General features: G+C 56.4%; 17 protein-coding genes. 13 read left to right on the top strand and 4 right to left on the bottom strand.

Annotated elements, in window-relative coordinates:
- Positions 1-77 precede the first annotated feature (77 nt).
- The 4 genes from prdA (at position 78) to NQU17_12400 (ending at position 3,986) form a co-directional block, all read left to right on the top strand.
- Entirely contained in the window at positions 78-1,901 is a 1,824-nt protein-coding gene (gene prdA / locus NQU17_12415; protein UUM11444.1) for a D-proline reductase (dithiol) proprotein PrdA, read from the top strand.
- Positions 1,901-2,191: a hypothetical protein gene (locus NQU17_12410; GenBank protein ID UUM11443.1), complete on the top strand. Its 291-nt coding sequence runs from the start codon at positions 1,901-1,903 to the stop codon at positions 2,189-2,191. Before prdA ends, NQU17_12410 begins: the two co-directional genes overlap by 1 nt.
- Positions 2,157-2,882 (top strand): D-proline reductase (dithiol) protein PrdB, encoded by a 726-nt coding sequence (gene prdB, locus NQU17_12405; GenBank protein UUM11442.1) that lies wholly within the window; start codon positions 2,157-2,159, stop codon positions 2,880-2,882. The genes NQU17_12410 and prdB overlap by 35 nt, the downstream gene beginning before the upstream one ends.
- Positions 2,883-2,978: 96 nt before the next feature.
- Positions 2,979-3,986, top strand: a complete 1,008-nt coding sequence (locus NQU17_12400) for a proline racemase family protein (GenBank protein ID UUM11441.1) — start codon at positions 2,979-2,981, stop codon at positions 3,984-3,986.
- A 125-nt stretch (positions 3,987-4,111) separates the two neighbouring features.
- Here NQU17_12400 and NQU17_12395 read toward each other — a convergent pair whose 3' ends face one another.
- The gene (locus tag NQU17_12395; GenBank protein ID UUM11440.1) at positions 4,112-5,473 is read right to left on the bottom strand and encodes a DUF3100 domain-containing protein; all 1,362 of its coding nucleotides are present in this window, start codon (positions 5,471-5,473) and stop codon (positions 4,112-4,114) included.
- A gap of 590 nt (positions 5,474-6,063) precedes the next feature.
- Between NQU17_12395 and NQU17_12390 the strand changes: the two genes are divergently transcribed.
- The 9 genes from NQU17_12390 (at position 6,064) to hydF (ending at position 17,226) form a co-directional block, all read left to right on the top strand.
- Positions 6,064-7,254: an amidohydrolase gene (locus NQU17_12390; protein ID UUM11439.1), complete on the top strand. Its 1,191-nt coding sequence runs from the start codon at positions 6,064-6,066 to the stop codon at positions 7,252-7,254.
- Complete coding sequence (locus NQU17_12385) at positions 7,254-7,709, top strand: OsmC family protein (protein UUM11438.1); 456 nt, start codon at positions 7,254-7,256, stop codon at positions 7,707-7,709. Before NQU17_12390 ends, NQU17_12385 begins: the two co-directional genes overlap by 1 nt.
- 298 nt (positions 7,710-8,007) lie before the next feature.
- Positions 8,008-8,850 (top strand): NAD(+) diphosphatase, encoded by an 843-nt coding sequence (gene nudC, locus NQU17_12380; GenBank protein UUM11437.1) that lies wholly within the window; start codon positions 8,008-8,010, stop codon positions 8,848-8,850.
- Positions 8,851-9,306: 456 nt separating this feature from the next.
- Positions 9,307-9,801: an NAD(P)H-dependent oxidoreductase subunit E gene (locus tag NQU17_12375; protein ID UUM11436.1), complete on the top strand. Its 495-nt coding sequence runs from the start codon at positions 9,307-9,309 to the stop codon at positions 9,799-9,801.
- Positions 9,785-11,668, top strand: coding sequence for an NADH-quinone oxidoreductase subunit NuoF (locus NQU17_12370; protein UUM11435.1), 1,884 nt, complete (start codon positions 9,785-9,787; stop codon positions 11,666-11,668). Before NQU17_12375 ends, NQU17_12370 begins: the two co-directional genes overlap by 17 nt.
- 3 nt (positions 11,669-11,671) lie before the next feature.
- Positions 11,672-13,357: a [FeFe] hydrogenase, group A gene (locus NQU17_12365; GenBank protein UUM11434.1), complete on the top strand. Its 1,686-nt coding sequence runs from the start codon at positions 11,672-11,674 to the stop codon at positions 13,355-13,357.
- Between the two features lie 23 nt (positions 13,358-13,380).
- Positions 13,381-14,448 carry a [FeFe] hydrogenase H-cluster radical SAM maturase HydE gene (hydE, locus tag NQU17_12360; protein UUM11433.1) on the top strand — a complete coding sequence of 356 codons (1,068 nt, stop codon included), beginning with the start codon at positions 13,381-13,383 and terminating at the stop codon, positions 14,446-14,448.
- Positions 14,445-15,821 (top strand): [FeFe] hydrogenase H-cluster radical SAM maturase HydG, encoded by a 1,377-nt coding sequence (hydG, locus tag NQU17_12355; GenBank protein UUM13512.1) that lies wholly within the window; start codon positions 14,445-14,447, stop codon positions 15,819-15,821. The genes hydE and hydG overlap by 4 nt, the downstream gene beginning before the upstream one ends.
- Before the next feature lie 196 nt (positions 15,822-16,017).
- Positions 16,018-17,226, top strand: coding sequence for a [FeFe] hydrogenase H-cluster maturation GTPase HydF (hydF, locus tag NQU17_12350; GenBank protein ID UUM11432.1), 1,209 nt, complete (start codon positions 16,018-16,020; stop codon positions 17,224-17,226).
- A gap of 196 nt (positions 17,227-17,422) precedes the next feature.
- On the opposite strand, the gene NQU17_12345 is transcribed toward hydF, so the two are convergent.
- From NQU17_12345 to modB, 3 genes are read right to left on the bottom strand one after another with little or no spacing between them, the layout of a single operon-like run.
- Positions 17,423-17,944 carry an excisionase family DNA-binding protein gene (locus NQU17_12345; protein ID UUM11431.1) on the bottom strand — a complete coding sequence of 174 codons (522 nt, stop codon included), beginning with the start codon at positions 17,942-17,944 and terminating at the stop codon, positions 17,423-17,425.
- Between the two features lies 1 nt (position 17,945).
- The gene (locus tag NQU17_12340) at positions 17,946-19,031 is read right to left on the bottom strand and encodes an ATP-binding cassette domain-containing protein (protein ID UUM11430.1); all 1,086 of its coding nucleotides are present in this window, start codon (positions 19,029-19,031) and stop codon (positions 17,946-17,948) included.
- Positions 19,028-19,711, bottom strand: a complete 684-nt coding sequence (modB, locus tag NQU17_12335) for a molybdate ABC transporter permease subunit (protein UUM13511.1) — start codon at positions 19,709-19,711, stop codon at positions 19,028-19,030. The genes NQU17_12340 and modB overlap by 4 nt, the downstream gene beginning before the upstream one ends.
- Positions 19,712-19,731 lie beyond the last annotated feature (20 nt).

The raw sequence follows: 19,731 nt of genomic DNA, 5'->3' as shown, positions 1-19,731 counted from the left end.
GGTTCCCGAACCATACTGCAAAATAGATGATTTCACGAAAGGTCCCCGGCGGACCTTCGATCAGAGGAGGAACATACATGTCGATTACGAAGGAAACAGCCCTGGCCCATGCCGGGGACAAGGCAGTCACCTGCTGCCGGTTTGAAGCCGGCTCGGTCATTGAAGCGTCAATCCTGGAGGATCCGGCCATTTTCCCGGACCTTCTGGAAACCGGACTGCTGGAGTTCCCGACGGATGCCCTGAGCATCGGGGAAGTCCTCGGCGGGAAGCTGAAGGCCACATTGGACGCGCTGACCCCGCTGACCCCGGCGGTGGTGGAGCTGCCTGCGGTCAGCGCCCTGACTTCTCAGGCACCGGTCCCGGTTCAGCCCGCGGCGTCAGTCGCCCCTCAGGTGGAGGGATCCGCCCAGGGAACCCAGTACATTCATATTCATATCGGGGAAGGCCGCGACATCGACCTGAAAATTCCCGTAGGGATGGGACTGTCTCAAGGGATGGCAGCACCGGCAGCTCCCAGTGAGCCGGAATACTCCGAACAGGTGCTGCGCAGCCTGAAGCGCAGCTATATCCGAATTGAGGAGATCCGGCGCGGCCCCGAGACAAAGATTCAGGGGACAACCCTCTTTATTCGGGAAGGAATTGAGCACGATGCCGTGGCTTCCCAGGAACTGGTGACGGACCTGAAACTGGAAATCATCACGCCGGCTGACTACAGCAAGTATTCCGAGACCATCATGGATGTTCAGCCCGTGGCGGTGAAAGTCGAAGGCGAGCTCGGCGTTGGCGTGACCCGGGTCATTGACGGCGCGGTGCTGGTGGTGACCGGAACCGATGAAAACGGCGTTCAGATCGGTGAATTCGGTTCCTCCGAGGGACCGATGGACCGCAACATTATGTGGGGCCGGCCCGGTTCACCGGACCATGGCGATCTCTTCATCAAGACGCAGGTCACGATCAAGGCCGGAACCAACATGGAACGGCCCGGCCCGCTGGCGGCCCACAAGGCCTCCGACTTCATCACCGAAGAAATCAGGAGTGCGCTGAAGGAAGCGCAGGACTGCGTGATGGTGCGGGATGAGGACTTCCGCCAGGTCAGACGGCGGGGCCGCAAAAAGCTCCTCATCGTTAAGGAGATCATGGGACAGGGCGCAATGCATGACAATCTGATCCTGCCGCTGGAACCGGTGGGAACCTTTGGCGCCAAGGCCAATGTCGACCTGGGCAATCTGCCGGTCATGCTCTCGCCGCTGGAGGTTCTGGACGGGGGAATTCACGCCCTGACCTGCATCGGACCCGCTTCCAAGGAAACCTCCCGCCATTATTTCCGGGAGCCTCTGGTGCTGGAAGCCATGGCCGATCCGGAAATTGACCTGTGCGGCGTTCTGTTCGTCGGCTCCCCCCAGATCAACTCAGAAAAATTCTACGTCTCCCGCCGTCTGGGCATGACGGTGGAAGCCATTGATCCCGACGGCGTCATCATTACCACCGAAGGTTTCGGCAACAACCACATTGACTTTGCCGCGCATCACGAAGAAGTAGGCCGCCGGGGCTACCCGGTGGTGGGCATGACCTTCAGCGCCGTTCAGGGCGCTCTGGTCGTGGGCAATGACTACATGAAGCACATGGTGGACAACAACAAGTCGAAACAGGGAATCGAGAACGAAATCCTGGAAAACAACTGTCTGGCCCCGGAAGATGCCGTCCGCGCCATTGCCATGATCAAAGCCGTCATGGCCGGGGAACCGGTGAAGGAAGCGGAGCGCAAATGGACCAGCCAGGTGAAGCTGAACAACATCAAGGTGATCGAGGAAGCCACCGGCCGGACCATCCGGCTCGAGGACAACGAGCAGGTTCTGGAAAAATCCAGAAAGAGGGCCGAGATCTACGAGAAGGAAGAATAATGGAAAAGCTGAAATATCTTTCGACGGAACACTATCAGGAAGGCATCATTGTCGAAGTGACCGACGGCGGCGTTGCCCTGGATCTGAAGGGCCGCCTGGGTCATGTCCGGCTGCCCCGGCGCATGATCATCACGGACTGGCCGCTCCAGGTCGGAATGGAAGTCGGCTTCGTCATGAGCTATCCGGAAGTGCTCTCCGGAGAGATCGATGAAACCTATCAGCAGAACAGCATCAGAAAACATCAGGAGGAAACCAATGGATTTGACGATAATCAAGGGTCTGCAGTCTGAGATCTATGTTCCCGTAACGCCTACGCCGGTCTGGACCGAGGTGACCGGGGAACTCAAGAATATGCGCATCGCCATCGCTTCAGCAGCGGGGGTGCATCTGAAAACTGACGAGCGGTTCAATCTGGCCGGTGACTTTTCATTCCGGGAGATCCCGGGCGATGTCCGGGCCCAGGACCTCATGGTCTCGCACGGCGGCTATGACAACGGCGATGTCAACAAGGACATCAACGCGATGTTTCCCATTATCCGGCTGCAGGAGCTGGCCCGGGAGGGCTTCATCAAGGAAGTTGCCCCGGTGCATTACGGCTTTATGGGCGGCGGCGGCGACCAGGACAAGTTTCAGCATGAAACCGGTCCGGCCATCGCGAAAAAACTGAAGGAAGAAGCGGTGGATGCCGTTGTCCTGACAGCTGGCTGAGGCACCTGTCATCGTTCCGCTGTCATTGTACAGCGGGCGATCGAGGAATCGGGGATTCCTACCATCATCATCGCAGCACTTCCGCCGGTTGTCCGGCAGAGCGGCACGCCCAGAGCGGTTGCCCCCCGGGTACCCATGGGGGCGAATGCCGGTGAACCGAACAACATTGAAATGCAGACTGCCATTTTAAAGGCCACCCTGGAGCAGCTGTTCCAGATTTCTTCGGCCGGCATGATTGTCCCGCTGCCCTTTGAATATATGGCTCGGGTCTAGCCCCAGGCAGCTTCCGGCAGGATCAAACCAAAGACAACCCGCTGAGCGAACGAGAAAAAACATAGACAGGTTTATAAACCATCAGGAGGGGAAATCGTGGTTATCACCAGGATGTTACAAGCAATCGATTCTCATACCGCCGGGGAGCCAACCCGGATTATCACGGGAGGCGTCCCGAATATCCCGGGCCAGACCATGGCCGAAAAACGGGAATATCTGGAACAGAATCTGGACTGGCTGCGCCGGGCCGTCATGCTGGAGCCCAGGGGTCATGCCAACATGTTCGGCTCAGTCCTGACCTCACCCGTCAGTGAGGAAGCGGACTTCGGAATTATATTTATGGATGGCAAGGGCTATCTCAACATGTGCGGACACGGCACCATCGGCGCGGCGACGGCCGCGGTCGAGACCGGCATTGTCCCCATGGTGGAGCCGGTAACCCATGTGACGCTGGACGCGCCGGCCGGTTTGGTCCGGGCTCAGGTCCGGGTCGAGGGCAGCAAGGCCCGATCCGTAACAGTAACCAATGTCCCGTCCTTCCTGTATCGCCGGGATGTCCGTCTGGTCACTCCGCTGCTGGGGGAAGTGACCTTTGACATCGCGTTTGGCGGATCGTTCTTTGCCCTGATCCGCGATGAGTACTTCGGCTGCACCATCGAACCGGAAAACAGCGAACGGCTTCTGAAAATGGCCACGGAGCTGCGCGATGTCATCAACCGCGAAATCCGGGTGCAGCACCCGACGCTGCCGCACATCAATACGGTGGACCTGGTGGAAATCTATGGCGCACCGACTCATCCGGAAGCCAATTACAAAAATGTGGTTATTTTCGGGGAACGCCAGATTGACCGCTCACCCTGCGGCACCGGAACCAGTGCGAAAATGGCCGCCCTGGGCGCCAAGGGCGAACTGAAACTGGGCGAAGAGTTTGTCTATGAGTCCATCACCGGAACCATCTTCCGTGGCAAGCTCGTGGAAACGACAACCGTGGGCGAGTTTGACGCATTCATTCCACAGATCACCGGTTCGGCCTGGATTACCGGGTTCAATCAGTTCGTCATCGACGAAACCGACCCCGTCAAGTACGGCTTCGTTCTGAATTAGTTCCGAACCATCAACAGGAATAAACCACAGAGAAATGGCAGGTTGAAGCGCATTCAACCTGCCATCTCATTTGCATATTTTTTTCATTTCCTGCTATTCATCTGCTGCCGATGCGGCGAATGCTTCTAGAATGCACCGGAGAGGCGCATGACCACTTCCGCGATCAGCGCGGATCCCACAAAGGTTCCCATGAACGTCAGCAGGGAGACCAGGATGATCTTGAAGCCCTGCTGCTTGAAGGCAGCCATGTCCTTGCCGGTGGCAATACCGGCGTAGGCCAGGATCGGAGTGCACAGCGGCAGCAGACCAACGGTCATGATCTTTGCCACGATGAATTTTGATGTTTCCCCGAAGAGCTGGGGAACACAAAGAACCGAAGTGATGAGGGATACATAGATGATGGCCGGGAGATTGATGCGGGTGTGTTTGGCCAGCACTTCCTGAACCCAGTAGCTGAACAGAATAATGACGGCCATGATGGCCAGTCCGGGGAGTGCCTGGTCGGGTGTGACGGGCTTGCCGGCTTTCGAGGTCATGATGTAGTTTGCCACCGCGGCCATGATGCCTGAAATAATGAGCACCTTGACACGGGTGAACCAGACGTTCTCAACCACTTCCGGTTCTTCCAGCAGGATACCATCCTTTTCTTCTTCGGAGAGTTCTTTGAGGATGACTTTCTTAGTTTTTTCCGCTTCCAGTCCCTGTCTGCCTTTCAGCTTCTTATAAAGCCAGTTGGTGAACGGAATGGCGACGAAAATTCCGATATAGGGTCCGTCAATGGAGGTCAGAAGCTGGCTGGAAGAGGCATAGGCCGAGAGCACCTGCGCTTTGTCCGGGAAGGCTTCAACGATGGGAGCCAGAGCCGCAGTCATCATGGAGGCAGAGCCGGTACCTGCTGCCATGGCCAATGATTCGGGGTGGAAGAATGCAATATTCAGGGCGATTGACGCCAGAATGCTGTTGAACACGGTTCCCAGCAGGGTACCGGTGATATAGGAGCCCATGACCCCACGGCCTTCCGGGGAATCCAGTCCGTATAAATCGCCGATAATTGCCAGGGAACCTTCCCGGGAAATGGAGAAGGAAGAACCGACGGCGGTCCGGTCCATCTTTAACAAAAGAACGGCGACGGGCAGAGCGAACAAAACCGTGAACAGGTTGCCAATCTCCTGAAGAATCAGAGCCGGGCCGGCTTCAAACAGCTTCTGCAGGTTTGGTCCGACGGAGGCGCCCATCCAGGCGATGAGTGCCATGACGGTGATGCCGATATAAGGGGAAGCCGTCTCCATGTCCTTCTTGGAGATGAGTCCCTTGAACTGAGAGAGAATGACACCCATTACGAGCGCAAAGAGCATTGGCAGAAGTGAGAAGCTGATGATTCCGAATTTGAATTTCTGAATTCCGATCAATTCAGCCACAATGACGAGGGCAGCCATAATGACATGTACTCGCCAGTCCGAGAAGAGTCCCCTTTTTTTTGATTCCATGAATGATTCCTCCTATAAAATACCCCCGGTCCTCCGGGTGAGCGGCGGGACCGGGTGCTTTGCAGCCTTCGCTTTGACCTCCAGGGACTGATCGTCGCTCGGCCCGAGCGAATCAAATCATGGATTGATTCAACCGGGAGGTGAGCCGCACACATTTATCAGGTTCTGGATTGTATTTTTATTCAAAACGTACATTATTTATTAACAAATCAAGTATATTGGTTCAGGTGGATTCAAGTCAATATTATATTGATAAAGGTATAATAAATTTATTGTTCGCTAAATTTCCCCGGTTTCATGATGTAAAATGGTAAATAGACCACCTGAATAATCGATTGCATAAATTAATAATTTTACACTGTTTCCAATAACCCGGATGATTCCTGGCTGCGCATGCTCTCCCGGATCTGGAAGAACCCCAGGCTGGAAAGTGGCAAGAAGGCAAAGCAGCGAAGAATGCAAAGAATGCAAAGAATGCACAGAAGAGAAAGAAGACAAAGCGGCAAAGAAGAGAACGAAGGCAAAGACAAGCCAGTAAACCAAATAACCAAATAACCAACAAAAATACTTTTATTAGGTGAGGTAATCAAATGACCAGGAAAATATCCCAGGATGTATTGCAGATCGAGCCGGAGCTGATCGAATGGAGGCGGCATTTTCACCAATACCCGGAGCTGTCCTTTCAGGAAGAGGAAACCAGCGCGTATATTGAGGAAAAGTTAAGGGGGTTTGGCGGCATTGTGGTATCACGGCCTACCCCGACGAGTGTGATGGGCGTGATCACCGGGAAAAAGCCGGGCCGGACCATCGCTCTCCGGGCCGATATTGATGCCCTGCCTATTGAGGAGGTCAACGAGCTGCCGTACGCTTCGATCAGGAAAGGGGTCATGCATGCCTGCGGCCATGACGGTCATGCGGCGATTCTGCTGGGCACGGCCCGGCTGTTGAGTGCGCTGTCAGACCAGCTGAACGGGGAAGTCCGGCTTTTGTTCCAGCATGCCGAGGAAGTGCCGCCCGGCGGAGCCGTCGAAATGGTGAAGGCCGGGGTCATGGATGGCGTGGATGAAGTCTATGGACTGCATTTATCCTCGGCTTATGACACCTGTACCTTCGGCCTCAGGACCGGACCCCTCACTGCGGCGACCGACCGGTTTGACATCACGATCCGGGGCAAAGGGGGACATTCGGCCTTCCCGGAAGGGACCGTCGATCCCGTGGTCATCGGCTCCCATGTCATTGTCGCGCTGCAAAGCATCGTATCCCGACAGACCGCCGCCATTGACATGGTGGTGCTGTCAGCCTGCCAGTTATCGGCTGGCCAGGCCTACAATATCATTCCCGAAACTATGGAGATCACTGGTTCCACCAGATCCTTCAGACCGCAGATCCGGCAGGCGCTGCCTGAAAAAATCGAGCAGATCGTCAAAGGCATCACCCAAAGCTTTGGGGCAGGCTATGACTTTACTTATTCCCTGGGCTATGCCCCGGTCATCAACGATGCCGGTCTCATGGAGCAGGTGGAACAGATCATTGCCGACACCTTCGGACCGGAGAGCTTTACCTACATCGATCCGGTCATGCCGGGAGAGGATTTTTCTGCGTTCCAGGCCGAATGTCCCGGCGCGTTCCTGGAATTAGGCACCCGAAATTCGGAACAAGGTGCGGACCGACCGCACCACAACCCGAACTATAAAATGGACGAGGCGGCGTTGGCTTACGGGGTTGAGCTGTTTGTGGCACTGGTTAAAAACCGACTGGCATCCGAACGGCAGGCAGACTGATGAATACAGCAAAGAGCAAGGGATCTGTGATCTCCATTGAGGGCTTCTCCAACGGAACCACGGAAACGATAATTCAGGCCGGGGAGTTCCGGTTTGTCATCGACGAACCGGAAAGCTTCGGCGGCTGCAACAAAGCCCCCAGCCCGGTGGCCTATCTATTGGGAGCCGTCTCCGGATGTATTGTGGCGATCGGAATGCAGGTGGCCAAAGAGCTGGGAATGACCATCACGAAACTGAATACCAAAGTGGACGGATCCATTAATTCGGAGGCTTTTTTCGGGATCTCCCAGGATGAACGGGCGGGATTCTCGGAAATTCGGATCGTCGTCGATGTGGAGAGTGACGCGGCTCCGGAACAGCTCAGCCGCTGGACCTCGGAAGTTGAGAAACGCTGTCCCGTCATTGACAATCTGGTATATACAACCAGGGTCACAATCCACCAGCACCTGCGGTAGAATCGACCCGGTTATCCGGAGCCTGATGTGCGGGACATCGGAAGCAGTTGCGAAGGAAATTAACTGGTGTGGGGGACTCCATTGAGCTGATCGATGTGGAAATAACCGTTTGATGATGCTAGAATTCATCCAGATACCTGCTTAATAAAATACAGCGCCGATCGCAGTCAGCGCACCAACAAATGCTTTCAAAGGCTTAGTTGCCTCAAAAGCTTAGTCGCCTCGAAGGCCTCCGCTGAGCTGGTCAGAGCTTTCGGAGAAAACAGCAGGACGAAATGATTTTTCCAGGAGGAATGTTATGATCCAGGATATAGAGCCCCGCGTGTTTCAAAATCAGTTTCACAATGTCAGACCCAACCCGGACGACCGGTTTCTTTCCTTTTCCGGGGACCAGGTGCTGGTCCGGGAAGAAAAGGATAAGCTATGGTACCCGTCGTTTGCGGATTTTTTCGAATCCTGCCCCCATCTGATGGACGAGGCCCAGTTTCTCTTTGTGATTGATGAGATCAGATTCTTCCTGGTGAAGGAACAGGAACTTGATGTCGTTCCGGGATGGATCTATGCCTCCACCAGCCGGTTTCGGACGGAAACCAAGTACTGGCGCTCCTTTGCCGGCGCCATTGGCTGGCAGCTGAACCGCTGGTATCAGGACCATGCGTTCTGCAGCCGCTGCGGCAAGCCGACGGTTCATTCGAACACTGAGCGGATGCTGTATTGTCCGGCCTGCGGGTTTCAGGCTTATCCCAAGATTTCGCCCTGCGTCATCGTTGCGGTGCACCATGACAGCCGCCTGCTTCTGACCAAATACAGGGGGCGGCCCTACGCCAATTTTGCCCTCATTGCCGGCTTTGTCGAAGTGGGGGAAACCCTGGAGGAGGCAGTCCACCGCGAAGTCCTGGAAGAAGTGGGGCTCCGGGTGAAAAACCTGTCCTTCTACAAAAGCCAGCCCTGGCCGTTTTCTGATTCGATTCTGGCGGGATTTTTCGCCGAACTCGACGGCGATGACACGATCACCCTGCAGGAAGAGGAGCTGGCGCTGGGGGTCTGGCTGGATCGAAGCGAGATTCCGGTGCCGGAACTAAAGATCAGCCTGACCGGCGAAATGATTGAGCGGTTTCGCAGCGGTCCATTAAATTTATAACAGTTCTGTGATATAAATGGAACAGATGGAACCTTATCGTTAGATCTTTGTACATATCACTTGAAAAGGTCGCTTTTTCATTGAAAATAATCAATTTATCAGCCAGGCAAAGCCAGCTGCGCTTCGATCAAATGGGATCGGATGCGTGAGCTGGCTTTATTGGCTGTTTTTCAGTGATATACAATTTGATGCCATCAAAGCATTTCAGGGGATAAAAAGAAATATGGCAAGAATTATGAAAATATAAGCATACGATTTCAGTGACAGAATCATGAATCCGGTTCCGATTTCGAAGCAAAACTCAGAATGTTTCATTAAATATATATAAGCGGATAAATAGAATTGACCCAGTTTAATTCTGTAGTATATTATAGTATCGACAAATCGTTAACAAAAATACATCGGTCTGTTGAGAATCTATCAATAATTAATGAACGTGCACAGGGGAGGATTAAGATGCAAACTCAGGAAATCAGGGAAACCGTGGACCAGATTCTGCTGGAACACAATTTTAACCCGTCATCGATCATCAGCATTCTTCAGGGGATCCAGAAGAAATACCGGTATCTGCCGGAAGAAGCGATTAACTATGTGTCGGAACGACTCGATGTCAGCTCAGCCAAGATTTATGGCGTAGCCACTTTCTACGAAAACTTTTCACTCGAGCCCAAGGGAAAGCACATTATCAAAGTATGTGACGGAACTGCCTGCCACATTCGCAAATCGCAGCTGGTGCTCGATGGTCTGCGCAAAGAGCTTAATCTGACCGGGAAAAGTAAGACAACGGAAGATATGCTGGTGACGCTTGAGCAGGTTTCCTGCCTGGGAGCGTGCAGTCTTGCACCGGTTCTGAATGTGGATGATGATGTCCATGCCAGAATGACCCCTGCTAAAGTACAGGATTTAGTCAAATCCATCCGTGAGGGCGAAGCGAATGAAAATCAGAACTAGTGAAGAATTAAGAGCCTGCCACGAGCAGTATCGCCGGACGCTGGAAGCTCCGGTCAAGCAGATCGTTGTCTGTACCGGAACGGGCTGTGTCGCCAGCGGCGCGCTGAAGGTCTGTGCCGAGTTTGAGCGGGTGATCCGGGAAAAGAACGTGGAGGCCAAAGTTGAAGTCATTCGCGAAGCCGAGGAAAAGCAGGACGGAATCTTGTTGAAGAAAAGCGGCTGTTCCGGTCTTTGCGAAGCCGGTCCGCTGGTTCGGATCGAACCGGGCAACCTGCTCTATACCAAGGTCCGGCCAGAGGACTGTGAAGAGATTATCGACGGAATGATGAAAGAGGAAGAGCCCATCACCCGGCTGCTGTTCCAGCGGGACGACGAAGTGTTCTCCACCAGAGAAGACATTCCGTTCTATGCGATGCAGACCCGGCTGGTGCTGGAGGACTGCGGTCTGATCGACCCGGAATCCATTGAAGAATATATTGCCCGGGGCGGCTATATGGCCCTGGCCAAAGCGCTGGAGGAAATGACCCCCCGGCAGGTCTGCGACGAAGTTCTGGGATCCAAGCTGCGGGGCAGAGGGGGCGGCGGATTCAGTGCCGGTACCAAATGGTCCCAGGTTCTGTCCTTTGAGTCCGGTGAGAAGTACGTCATCTGCAATGCCGACGAAGGAGACCCAGGTGCCTTCATGGACAAGTGCATCATGGAAGGAATCCCGCACAGCATCCTCGAAGGCATGATCATTGCCGCCTTCGCCACCAAGGCGACCGAGGGTTATATCTACGTCCGGGCGGAATATCCCCAGGCGGTCAAGCGCATGACCAAAGCCATCGAACACGCCAGAGAGTATGGCTTGCTGGGTGAAAACATCCTGGGAAGCGGCCTGAATTTTGATATCCACATCAACCAGGGAGCCGGAGCATTCGTCTGCGGTGAAGGCAGTGCCCTCATTGCCTCCATTGAAGGAGAGCGCGGCATGCCCCGGGTCAAGGCCAAGCGGACCGTCGAGGAAGGTCTGTACAAGAAGCCGACCGTCCTCAACAACGTCGAAACCTATGCCAATTTACGATATATCATCACCAACGGCGCGGAATGGTTCCGTTCCTACGGGACGGAGTCCAGCCCGGGAACCAAGGCGTTCTCTGTCACCGGAAATGTCAACAATACCGGAATTGTTGAAGTGCCGATGGGTACCCCGCTGCGCGAGATCATTTTCGGCGCCTGCGGCGGTATCAAGGACGGCAAGGAATTCAAGGCGGTTCAGATCGGCGGACCCTCCGGCGGCTGTCTCACCGATGAGCACATGGATCTTCCCCTGGACTTTGATTCTCTGTCCAGTGTCGGCGCCATGATCGGCTCCGGCGGTATGGTTGTCATGGATGAAAGCACCTGCATCGTTGAAGTTGCCCGCTTCTTCATGAACTTCACCCAGAATGAGTCCTGCGGCAAGTGCGTTCCCTGTCGGGAAGGCACCAAGCGGATGCTGAGCATCATGGAAAAGATCGTTGCCGGCAAAGCCACCCTGGATGATCTGGACCTGCTGGAAGAACTGGCTCACACCGTCACCGACACGTCCCTGTGCGGACTGGGCAAAACCGCCGCCAATCCGATTCTCTCCACCCTGAAGTACTTCCGGGATGAGTATGTGGAGCATATTGTGGACAAGAAATGCCGGGCCGGCGTCTGCCAGGCGCTTAAGACGATCAAGATTGATCCTCAGCTGTGCAAGGGCTGCAGCAAGTGTTCCCGGATTTGTCCGGCGCAAGCGATCCACGGAAAAATCAGAGAACCCTATGCCATTGACCAGGACAAATGTATTAAATGTGGCGCCTGCATCGAAACCTGTGGCTTCGGTGCCATCGCGGAGGTATAAATCATGGGAAGCATGATCATTGATAACAGAAAAGTAGAATTCAGCAGCGAGAAAAACGTGCTGGAAGTAGTGCGCAAAGCCGGCATTGATCTGCCGACCTTCTGCTACCACTCAGAACTGAGCATCTACGGCGCCTGCCGGATGTGCATCGTGGAAGATGAGCGCGGAAAGGTGTTCACCTCCTGCTCCACCCTGCCCAAAGAGGGCATGACCATTTATACCCAGACCCCGAAACTGCGCAAGTACCGCAAGACAATTCTGGAGCTGCTCCTGTCCAACCATGACCGGGACTGCACCTCCTGCAACATCACGGGACGCTGCGACCTGCAGAAACTGGCCCGCCGCGTTGGCCTGGAAGAAATCCGGTTTGAGGAACTGGACCGCAATCTGCCCATCGACCGGTCCAGCCACAGCATCGTCCGCAACCCGAACAAGTGCATCTACTGCGGTGACTGTGTCCGGGTCTGCGAGGAAGTCCAGGGAGTCGGTGCCATCAGCTTTGCCAATCGCGGATCCAACCTGCTGATCACCCCTGCCTTCAACAAGGGCATTGGAGAGGTCAACTGCGTGGACTGCGGACAGTGCCGCGTGGTCTGCCCCACCGGAGCCATTACCGTCAAGGATGACCGCAAGAACTTCTGGGCTCTGCTGGAAGATAAGAAGAAGCGCGTAGTCGCTCAGGTCGCTCCGGCTGTCCGGGTCGCCCTGGGAGAACGTTTCGGAATGGATGGCGGAGAAATCACCATTGGCAAAATCGTCGCGGCCTTAAAGATCATGGGCGTCGACGAAGTCTATGACACCGCCTTTGCCGCGGACATGACGGTCATTGAGGAAAGCGCCGAGTTTGTGGACCGCCTGACCAAGGGGGAAAACCTGCCGCTCTTTACCAGCTGCTGCCCGGGCTGGGTGAAATTTGCCGAAAACAAGCATCCCGACCTCTTGTCCAACATCTCCACCTGCAAATCGCCGCAGCAGATGTTCGGCGCTGTGGTCAAGGAGTATTACAAAGCCAAGGATCAGGCCGACGGCCGGGAAACCGTCATTGTCTCCATCATGCCCTGTACTGCCAAGAAAGCCGAGGCGGCCCGCCCGGAATTCGAGACCGAAGGCATTAAGGATGTCGATGTCGTTCTCACCACTCAGGAACTGGCCAGCGCCATTAAAGAAATGGGCATCGTCTTTGACGAGCTGGAGGATGAAGCCTTCGATATGCCGTTTGGACTGTCCAGCGGAGCCGGTATGATCTTCGGCGCCACCGGCGGTGTCACCGAAGCGGTGGTTACCCGTCTGCTCAGCCAGAAGCCGGATCAGCATGCCAAGCCTGTCATCTTCAAGGATGTCCGCGGTCTGGAAAACATCAAGGAAGCCACCTTCAATGTGGACGGACTGGAAGTTCGCCTGGCCGTCGTCCATGGACTCAAGCACGCCGATGAACTGGTCCGCCAGATTAAATCGGGTGAAAAGAACTACCACTTCGTGGAAGTTATGGCCTGCCCCGGCGGCTGCGTTGCCGGCGGCGGACAGCCTTCACCGGTCAATCATGACTTAAGAGCTCAGCGCGCCAGCGGACTGTACAAAATTGACCGCGGCTCCCTGATCAAGAGCTCTGAGAACAATCCGGAAGTCACTCAGATGTTTGAAGACCTTCTGGCCGACAACAAGCACCTGATTCACGTACACAAGCACTAAGCCCGAGCGCTGGAGACCTGACCATGCATACCAAAATCAACCGCTGCATTGAACTGATTGATCGTCTGGATGAATCCCATACCCTGACGGGGGAAGAAATCCAATACCTTCTGGAGCATGTCGAGGAGACCAGCCGGGACTACCTGACCCAAAAAGCGGATGCGACCCGTCGCCGGATTTACGGCGACCGGGTCTTCCTGCGGGGACTCGTGGAAGTCTCCAATTTCTGCATCCGTCATTGCCAATATTGCGGAATCAATGGGCTTAACCCCAACATTCGCCGCTATCGACTGAGCCAGGAGGAGATCCTGGCCAGTTGTCGTGGCGGCTATGAAATGGGCTTTCGGACCTTTGTCCTGCAGGGGGGAGAAGACCCCGCTTTTACCGACGAAGTGCTGACGGAGCTGATCCGGACCCTCAGACGGGATTTCCCGGATGCCGCCGTCACCCTGTCGCTGGGAGAGCGCAGCCGCGAGTCTTACCGCCGTCTGCGTGAAGCCGGAGCTGACCGATACCTGCTGCGCCATGAAACCAGGAACCGGGATCTGTATCAGAAAATCCATCCCAATTCTGACTTCGACGAACGGACCCAGTGCCTGAGGGATCTGAAGGAGCTGGGCTACCAGGTGGGAGCCGGCTTCATGGTCGGCATTCCGGGCCAGACCAGGGCCGACCTGGCCCAGGATCTGCTGTTCGTTAAGGAGCTGGACGCTGAAATGGTTGGCATCGGCCCGTTTATGCCGCACCATGACACGATATTCAAGGCGGAACCGGCGGGAAGCCTGGCCGATACGCTGCTCCTACTGTCACTGACCCGGCTGCTGCTGCCGCAGGCGCTCATCCCGGCTACCACCGCCCTGGCCAGTGTGGCTGACGACGGGCGGGAACTGGGACTCAAGGCCGGCTGCAACGTCATCATGCCCAATCTGTCCCCGCCGGGGGTTCGGGCCAGCTATTCGCTGTATGACGGAAAAGTCAGTTTCGGCAGTGAGGCTGCCGAAGGAAAAACGTTACTGGAACAAAAAATCAAGGACGCCGGTTATCAGACCGACCTCTCCAGAGGGGACCATGCCACATGGAAAATAAAATGATTATCAATGAAGCCTATATTAACGACCTGCTGGACTCAACCCAGAATCCGACGTTGGAAGATATTCGCCAGGTTCTGGCCAAAGCCGGCAAAAAGCAGACGCTGACCCACCGGGATATCGCCCTGCTCCTGCAGACGGAAGATCCGCAGGTCATGGCTGAAGTGTTCCGGATTGCCAGCCAGATCAAGCATGACATCTACGGCAACCGCATTGTCATCTTTGCCCCGCTCTATTTGAGCAGCTACTGCGTCAACAACTGCCGGTACTGCGGCTACAAGGTGACCAACCAGATGCCGCGGCGCAAGCTGACCCGGGCGGAGATACAGGAAGAGGTCCGGCTGCTGGAGCGGATGGGCCACAAGCGGCTGGCGCTGGAGGCCGGTGAGGATCCGGTCAACTGCGACATGGACTATCTGGTGGAGGCCATCAAGGCAGTCTACGACACCCACAGTGATAACGGCGCGATTCGCCGGGTGAACGTCAACATTGCGTCCACCACGGTGGAGAACTACCGCCGCCTCAAGGATGCCGGCATCGGAACCTATATCCTGTTCCAGGAAACCTATCACAAGCCCACCTACGAAGCCATGCATCTGGGCGGACCCAAGCGCGACTACAACTATCACCTGACCGCCTTCAACCGAGCGATGGAAGCGGGCCTGGACGATGTGGGCGCGGGAGTTCTGTTCGGCCTCTATGACTATAAGTTCGAAGTGCTGGCTCTGATGCTCCACAACAGCTATCTGGAAGAAACCCATGGCGTGGGCTTCCACACCATCTCCGTGCCTCGAATCAAGCCGGCCAAGGGGATGGATCTGGCCGAGTTCCCGCACCTGGTCAGCGATGACCAGTTCCGGAAAATCGTCGCCATCCTGCGCCTGGCCGTTCCCTTTACCGGAATCATCCTGTCCACCCGGGAGAGCCATGCCATGCGCCGGGAGGTCATCGAGTACGGCGTATCCCAGATCAGCGCAGGATCCTGTACCGGCGTCGGCGGCTACAAGGAAAGCGACGCCCGGAAAGAGGAGAGCCAGTTTGAGGTGGCCGATGACCGCAAGCCCATGGATGTGCTCAAGGAGCTCATTCTGGAAGGCCACATCCCTTCCTACTGCACCGCCTGCTACCGCACCGGCCGGACCGGGGACCGCTTCATGAGCCTGGCCAAAAGCGGCGAAATCCACAATGTCTGTCAGCCCAATGCGCTGATGACCCTGCTGGAATACGCCCTGGACTACGGCGACGCGGAATTCCGCAGTGCCGTTGACGCCCTGGTAGAACAGGAAATGGATCGGGTGACCCGCCCGGCGATCCGCGAGAAGCTCGTGGAAAACCTTGATAAAATCCGTCAGGGACAGCGCGACCTGTTCTTCTAGACGCCCGTGACGCCTTCCTTAAATCATTCCGAGAGCATTTCTCGGATGATACCGCGCCCCGTCCTCGGATGATACCGCGACCGTCCTCGAATGATCCCGGGGCGGAATCACGGGACAGCCAAACGAAAGAATAAATAAATAAAGACGGACCAAAGCCCGGCAAGCTTCGGTCCTGATGGAAAGCAGGTGCCTCTAAGTGGAAACACCCAAAGCCAATCGAAAACATATCGTATTATACGGAAAAACCAATGCCGGCAAGTCTTCCCTGATGAACCGGCTCATCGGCCAGGAGATCAGTCTGGTGTCCGCTCAGAGCGGAACCACCACCGATCCGGTGGCCAAGGCCGTGGAGCTGATCCCGTACGGACCGGTGGTGCTGGTTGATACCGGCGGCATGGAGGATGAAAGCAGCCTGGGCGAGATGCGCATGCACAAGACCAGGCAGGCACTGGAGCAGGCGGACCTGATTCTGTACGTTATGGAGATCAGGGAAAATCCCGCCCGGCTGGCCTCTCTGCGGGAAGAAATCGCCCGGCGGGACATTCCGGCCGTTCTGGCCATCCATAAAACGGATGAAGCCGATGAAGCGGAACTGACCGCGGCGGTGCAGGCTGCCAGGGCACTCTGGTCCGGCTGGGAGGTTGTACCAACCTCCATTCATGATGACCAAAGCATCGAAACGCTGCGCCATGCCCTGGGTCGCCGCCTGGGTCCGGCGGATGGAGAGGAACCCCTGGTGGGGGACGTCATCCCCCGGGGCGGAAGCTGCATCCTGGTGATTCCCCTGGACGCGGAAGCGCCCAAGGGTCGGCTGATCCTGCCCCAGGTGCAGGTGCTGCGTGATCTTCTCGACCATGGCATCCGTACCACGGTGGTGCGGGAGACCGAGTTGCCCGCCGCCCTGGCGGAACTGGGGCCGGTGGATCTGATTGTAACCGATTCCCAGGTCTTCCACCAGGTGGAAGCCATGGTTGCGCCGGAGCAGAAGCTCACCAGCTTCTCCATCGCCCTGGCCCGGCAAAAGGGTGACCTGCGGGAACTCCGTGAGGGCATCCGGCGCCTGAGTGAACTGTCGGAGATCGAACAGCCCAGCATCCTCATCATGGAAAGCTGCAGCCACAATGTATCCCATGAGGACATCGGCCGGGTGAAGATTCCGGCACTGATCCGGAAGAAACTAGGCCGGGAGGTCCGGTTCGACTACGCCATGGGCAATGATTTTCCGGAGGAGCTGGCCCGGTATGACCTGGTGGTTCACTGCGGTTCGTGCATGTTCAATCGCCGGACCATGCTCAACCGGATGCGCCGCTGCCGCGAAGCCGGCGTGCCCATTACCAATTACGGCATGGTATTCGCCTACGGCACCGGCATTCTGGACCGCGCCATTGAGGTGTTCCTGCCCTAGCTTGGGGCAAGGCGCAATCCGGTTAAGATCCCGGCACCACCGGTGAAGCAGCATCAGATATGCGCCGATCCCCCCGAACCGTCAAATCCCTTCAGAAACTTCATGAAGAAAATCCAACCATAAAAATCAACCAGAAAACTTAACCAGAAAACCCCTGCGCCTTTCCACCGAAAGGGCAGGGGTTTTCTGGTTGGGTTCAGCGAAAGACTCGTACGGACAGCGCTTTGAAGACGGCATACAGGGAATCGCCGACCGCAAAGCCCAGTTCACGGAGGGACCGCGGGGTGATATGGGCGGTCAGCGGGAAGCCGACATCCAGGAGGATCCGAACCTCTCCGTCCTCCTGCTCAATCGACCGGACAATGCCCGGGAGCACATTGCGGGCACTTGATTTCAGCGGGTTCAGGCTCAGGATGACATCATCCGGGGAAATGGCAATCCGGCCGGGCCCCGTCAGCGGAGTGCTTACCCAGATCCGGACATCCTGAACCAGCGCCAGGGAATCGCCTTCCTCCCGGATCAGTTCGGCGGCAAAGAGATTGTCATATCCTCTGGCCTTCATCAGGTAGAGCTGAAACTGGGCATCGGAGATCCGCAGGTGGCGGCCCAGGCGGTGTGCGGACAGCTCGCCCCGCTTGATCATTTCATAGACGGTAAATTTGGTGATTTTCAGCCGGTCGGCGATTTCTTCGGGAGTATAGAGGACATCCTGAATCATGTTACGGTTCTCCTTGAGAATTGATTTCCTTCAGCAGCAGGATATGCTCCGGTGCAATATGAACATACAGGGGCCGGTCCGGAGCGCGGAATCGATGCATCTGAGCCGGGGTGAGGGGCAGTCGGAGGAACAGGGGGGAACAGCCCGGGGCATCGCCGGCGGCAACCTGGATCGACCCGGTGAAGGGGTCCGGTTCCTTCTCCGTCAGCCGGACCGGGAAGCAGTTGACCTCAACCGGTGCCTCCAGAAGCTGAAGCGCCTGTTCCGGCAGAGAGACATGGCAGGCACCGGATGGAATGTCCCGGGCGGTGGTCAGCCGGATGCCCCAGGCGGGGGCTTCCAGCGTCCGGGAATCCAGAACCTGGATGGGCGAGATGTTTTTATGACCCGTCAGGCGGGCTGTTTCAACCCAGGCGGGGTGCCGGAACATGGCCTGGGTTGGACCGATTTCGACCAGGGTGCCCTGATGCACCAGGGTGGTGTGCTGGCAGAAGCGCCAGATTTCGCGGATGCTGTGGGAGACATACAGAACCGTGCCTTGATACTCCTTCAGAATCGTCAGGAACTCCGGTTCCAGCTGATCCCGCAGATGGCTGTCCAGTGCCGAGAACGGCTCGTCCAGCATCAGAATTTCCGGATCCCGGGCCAGCATCCGGGCCAAAGCCACCCGCTGCTGCTGCCCGCCCGAGAGCTGCCAGGGGTAACGATCCCGCAGTTCTTCGATCCGGAGCAGTACCAGATAGCGGTCGAGCAGTTCCCGGCGGTTGGCTTCCCTGCGGTCAGACAGACCCAGGGTAATGTTCTGCGCCACCGTCAGATGGGGGAACAGCGCATAGTTCTGAAACATCAGGCCGATGCGGCGCTGCTGGGTCGGAAGATTGACTCCCGCAGCTGAATCATACAGGGTTTTTCCGTTGAGGACAATCCGGCCTTCATCCGGCGTCAGGATCCCGGCGATGCAGTGCAGCGTCATGCTTTTGCCGGATCCGGACATGCCCAGCAATCCGATCCGCTCATCCTCGACGTCCAGGTCGACGGTCAGGCGAAACTCGCCCAGATTTTTTTTGAAATGGGCCGACAGACTCATGAGCGCCTCCCCCGGGTCCGATCTTTTTCCCGCGCGCTGAAATAGTTCAGAATGCCCAGAACGATCAGAGAGATGATCAGGATGATTCCGGTCCAGCGAATGGCAATTTCATCCTTGCCGGCGGCATTGGCAAAATAAATGGCGAGGGGAATGGTCTGGGTCACCTTCGGGATATTTCCGGCGATCATCAGGGTTGCTCCGAATTCTCCCAGAGCCCGGGCAAAGGCCAGGATGGCGCCCGAGATCAGACCGGGCCAGGCCAGGGGCACCAGAATTCGGAAGAAGATCCGGGTTTCGGTCAGTCCCAAAGTCCGGGCGGCCCAGATGTAGTGGGGGTCGACCTGTTCAAAGGCTCCTTTGGCGGCACGATACATCAGGGGAAAGGACACCACCACCGAGGCGATGACGGTGGCCGGCCAGCTGAAGATGACCGTTGTGCCCAGAGCGGCCAGAATCTTTCCCAGGAAGGAGTGCCGGCCAAACAGGATCAGCAGCAGAAAGCCGATGACGGTCGGCGGCAGGACCAGGGGAAAGGTGAAGAACACATCCAGCAGCCACTGGACTCTTTTTCCCGACCGCATGGCCAGGCGCGCGGCAGCCACCCCGAGGCAGGCCGTGATGATGACCGCCAGCAGCGAGGTTTTCAGCGAGATAAGCAAAGGGGAGTAATCCAGTTCCATCATGAGCAGCCTCCGGGTTC

This window comes from Clostridiaceae bacterium HFYG-1003 (genome assembly GCA_024579835.1).
GTDB lineage: Bacteria > Bacillota > Clostridia > Clostridiales > Clostridiaceae > JG1575.
The sequence above is the reverse complement of the archived record's forward strand: the minus strand, read 5'-3'. Positions and strand labels throughout refer to the sequence as shown.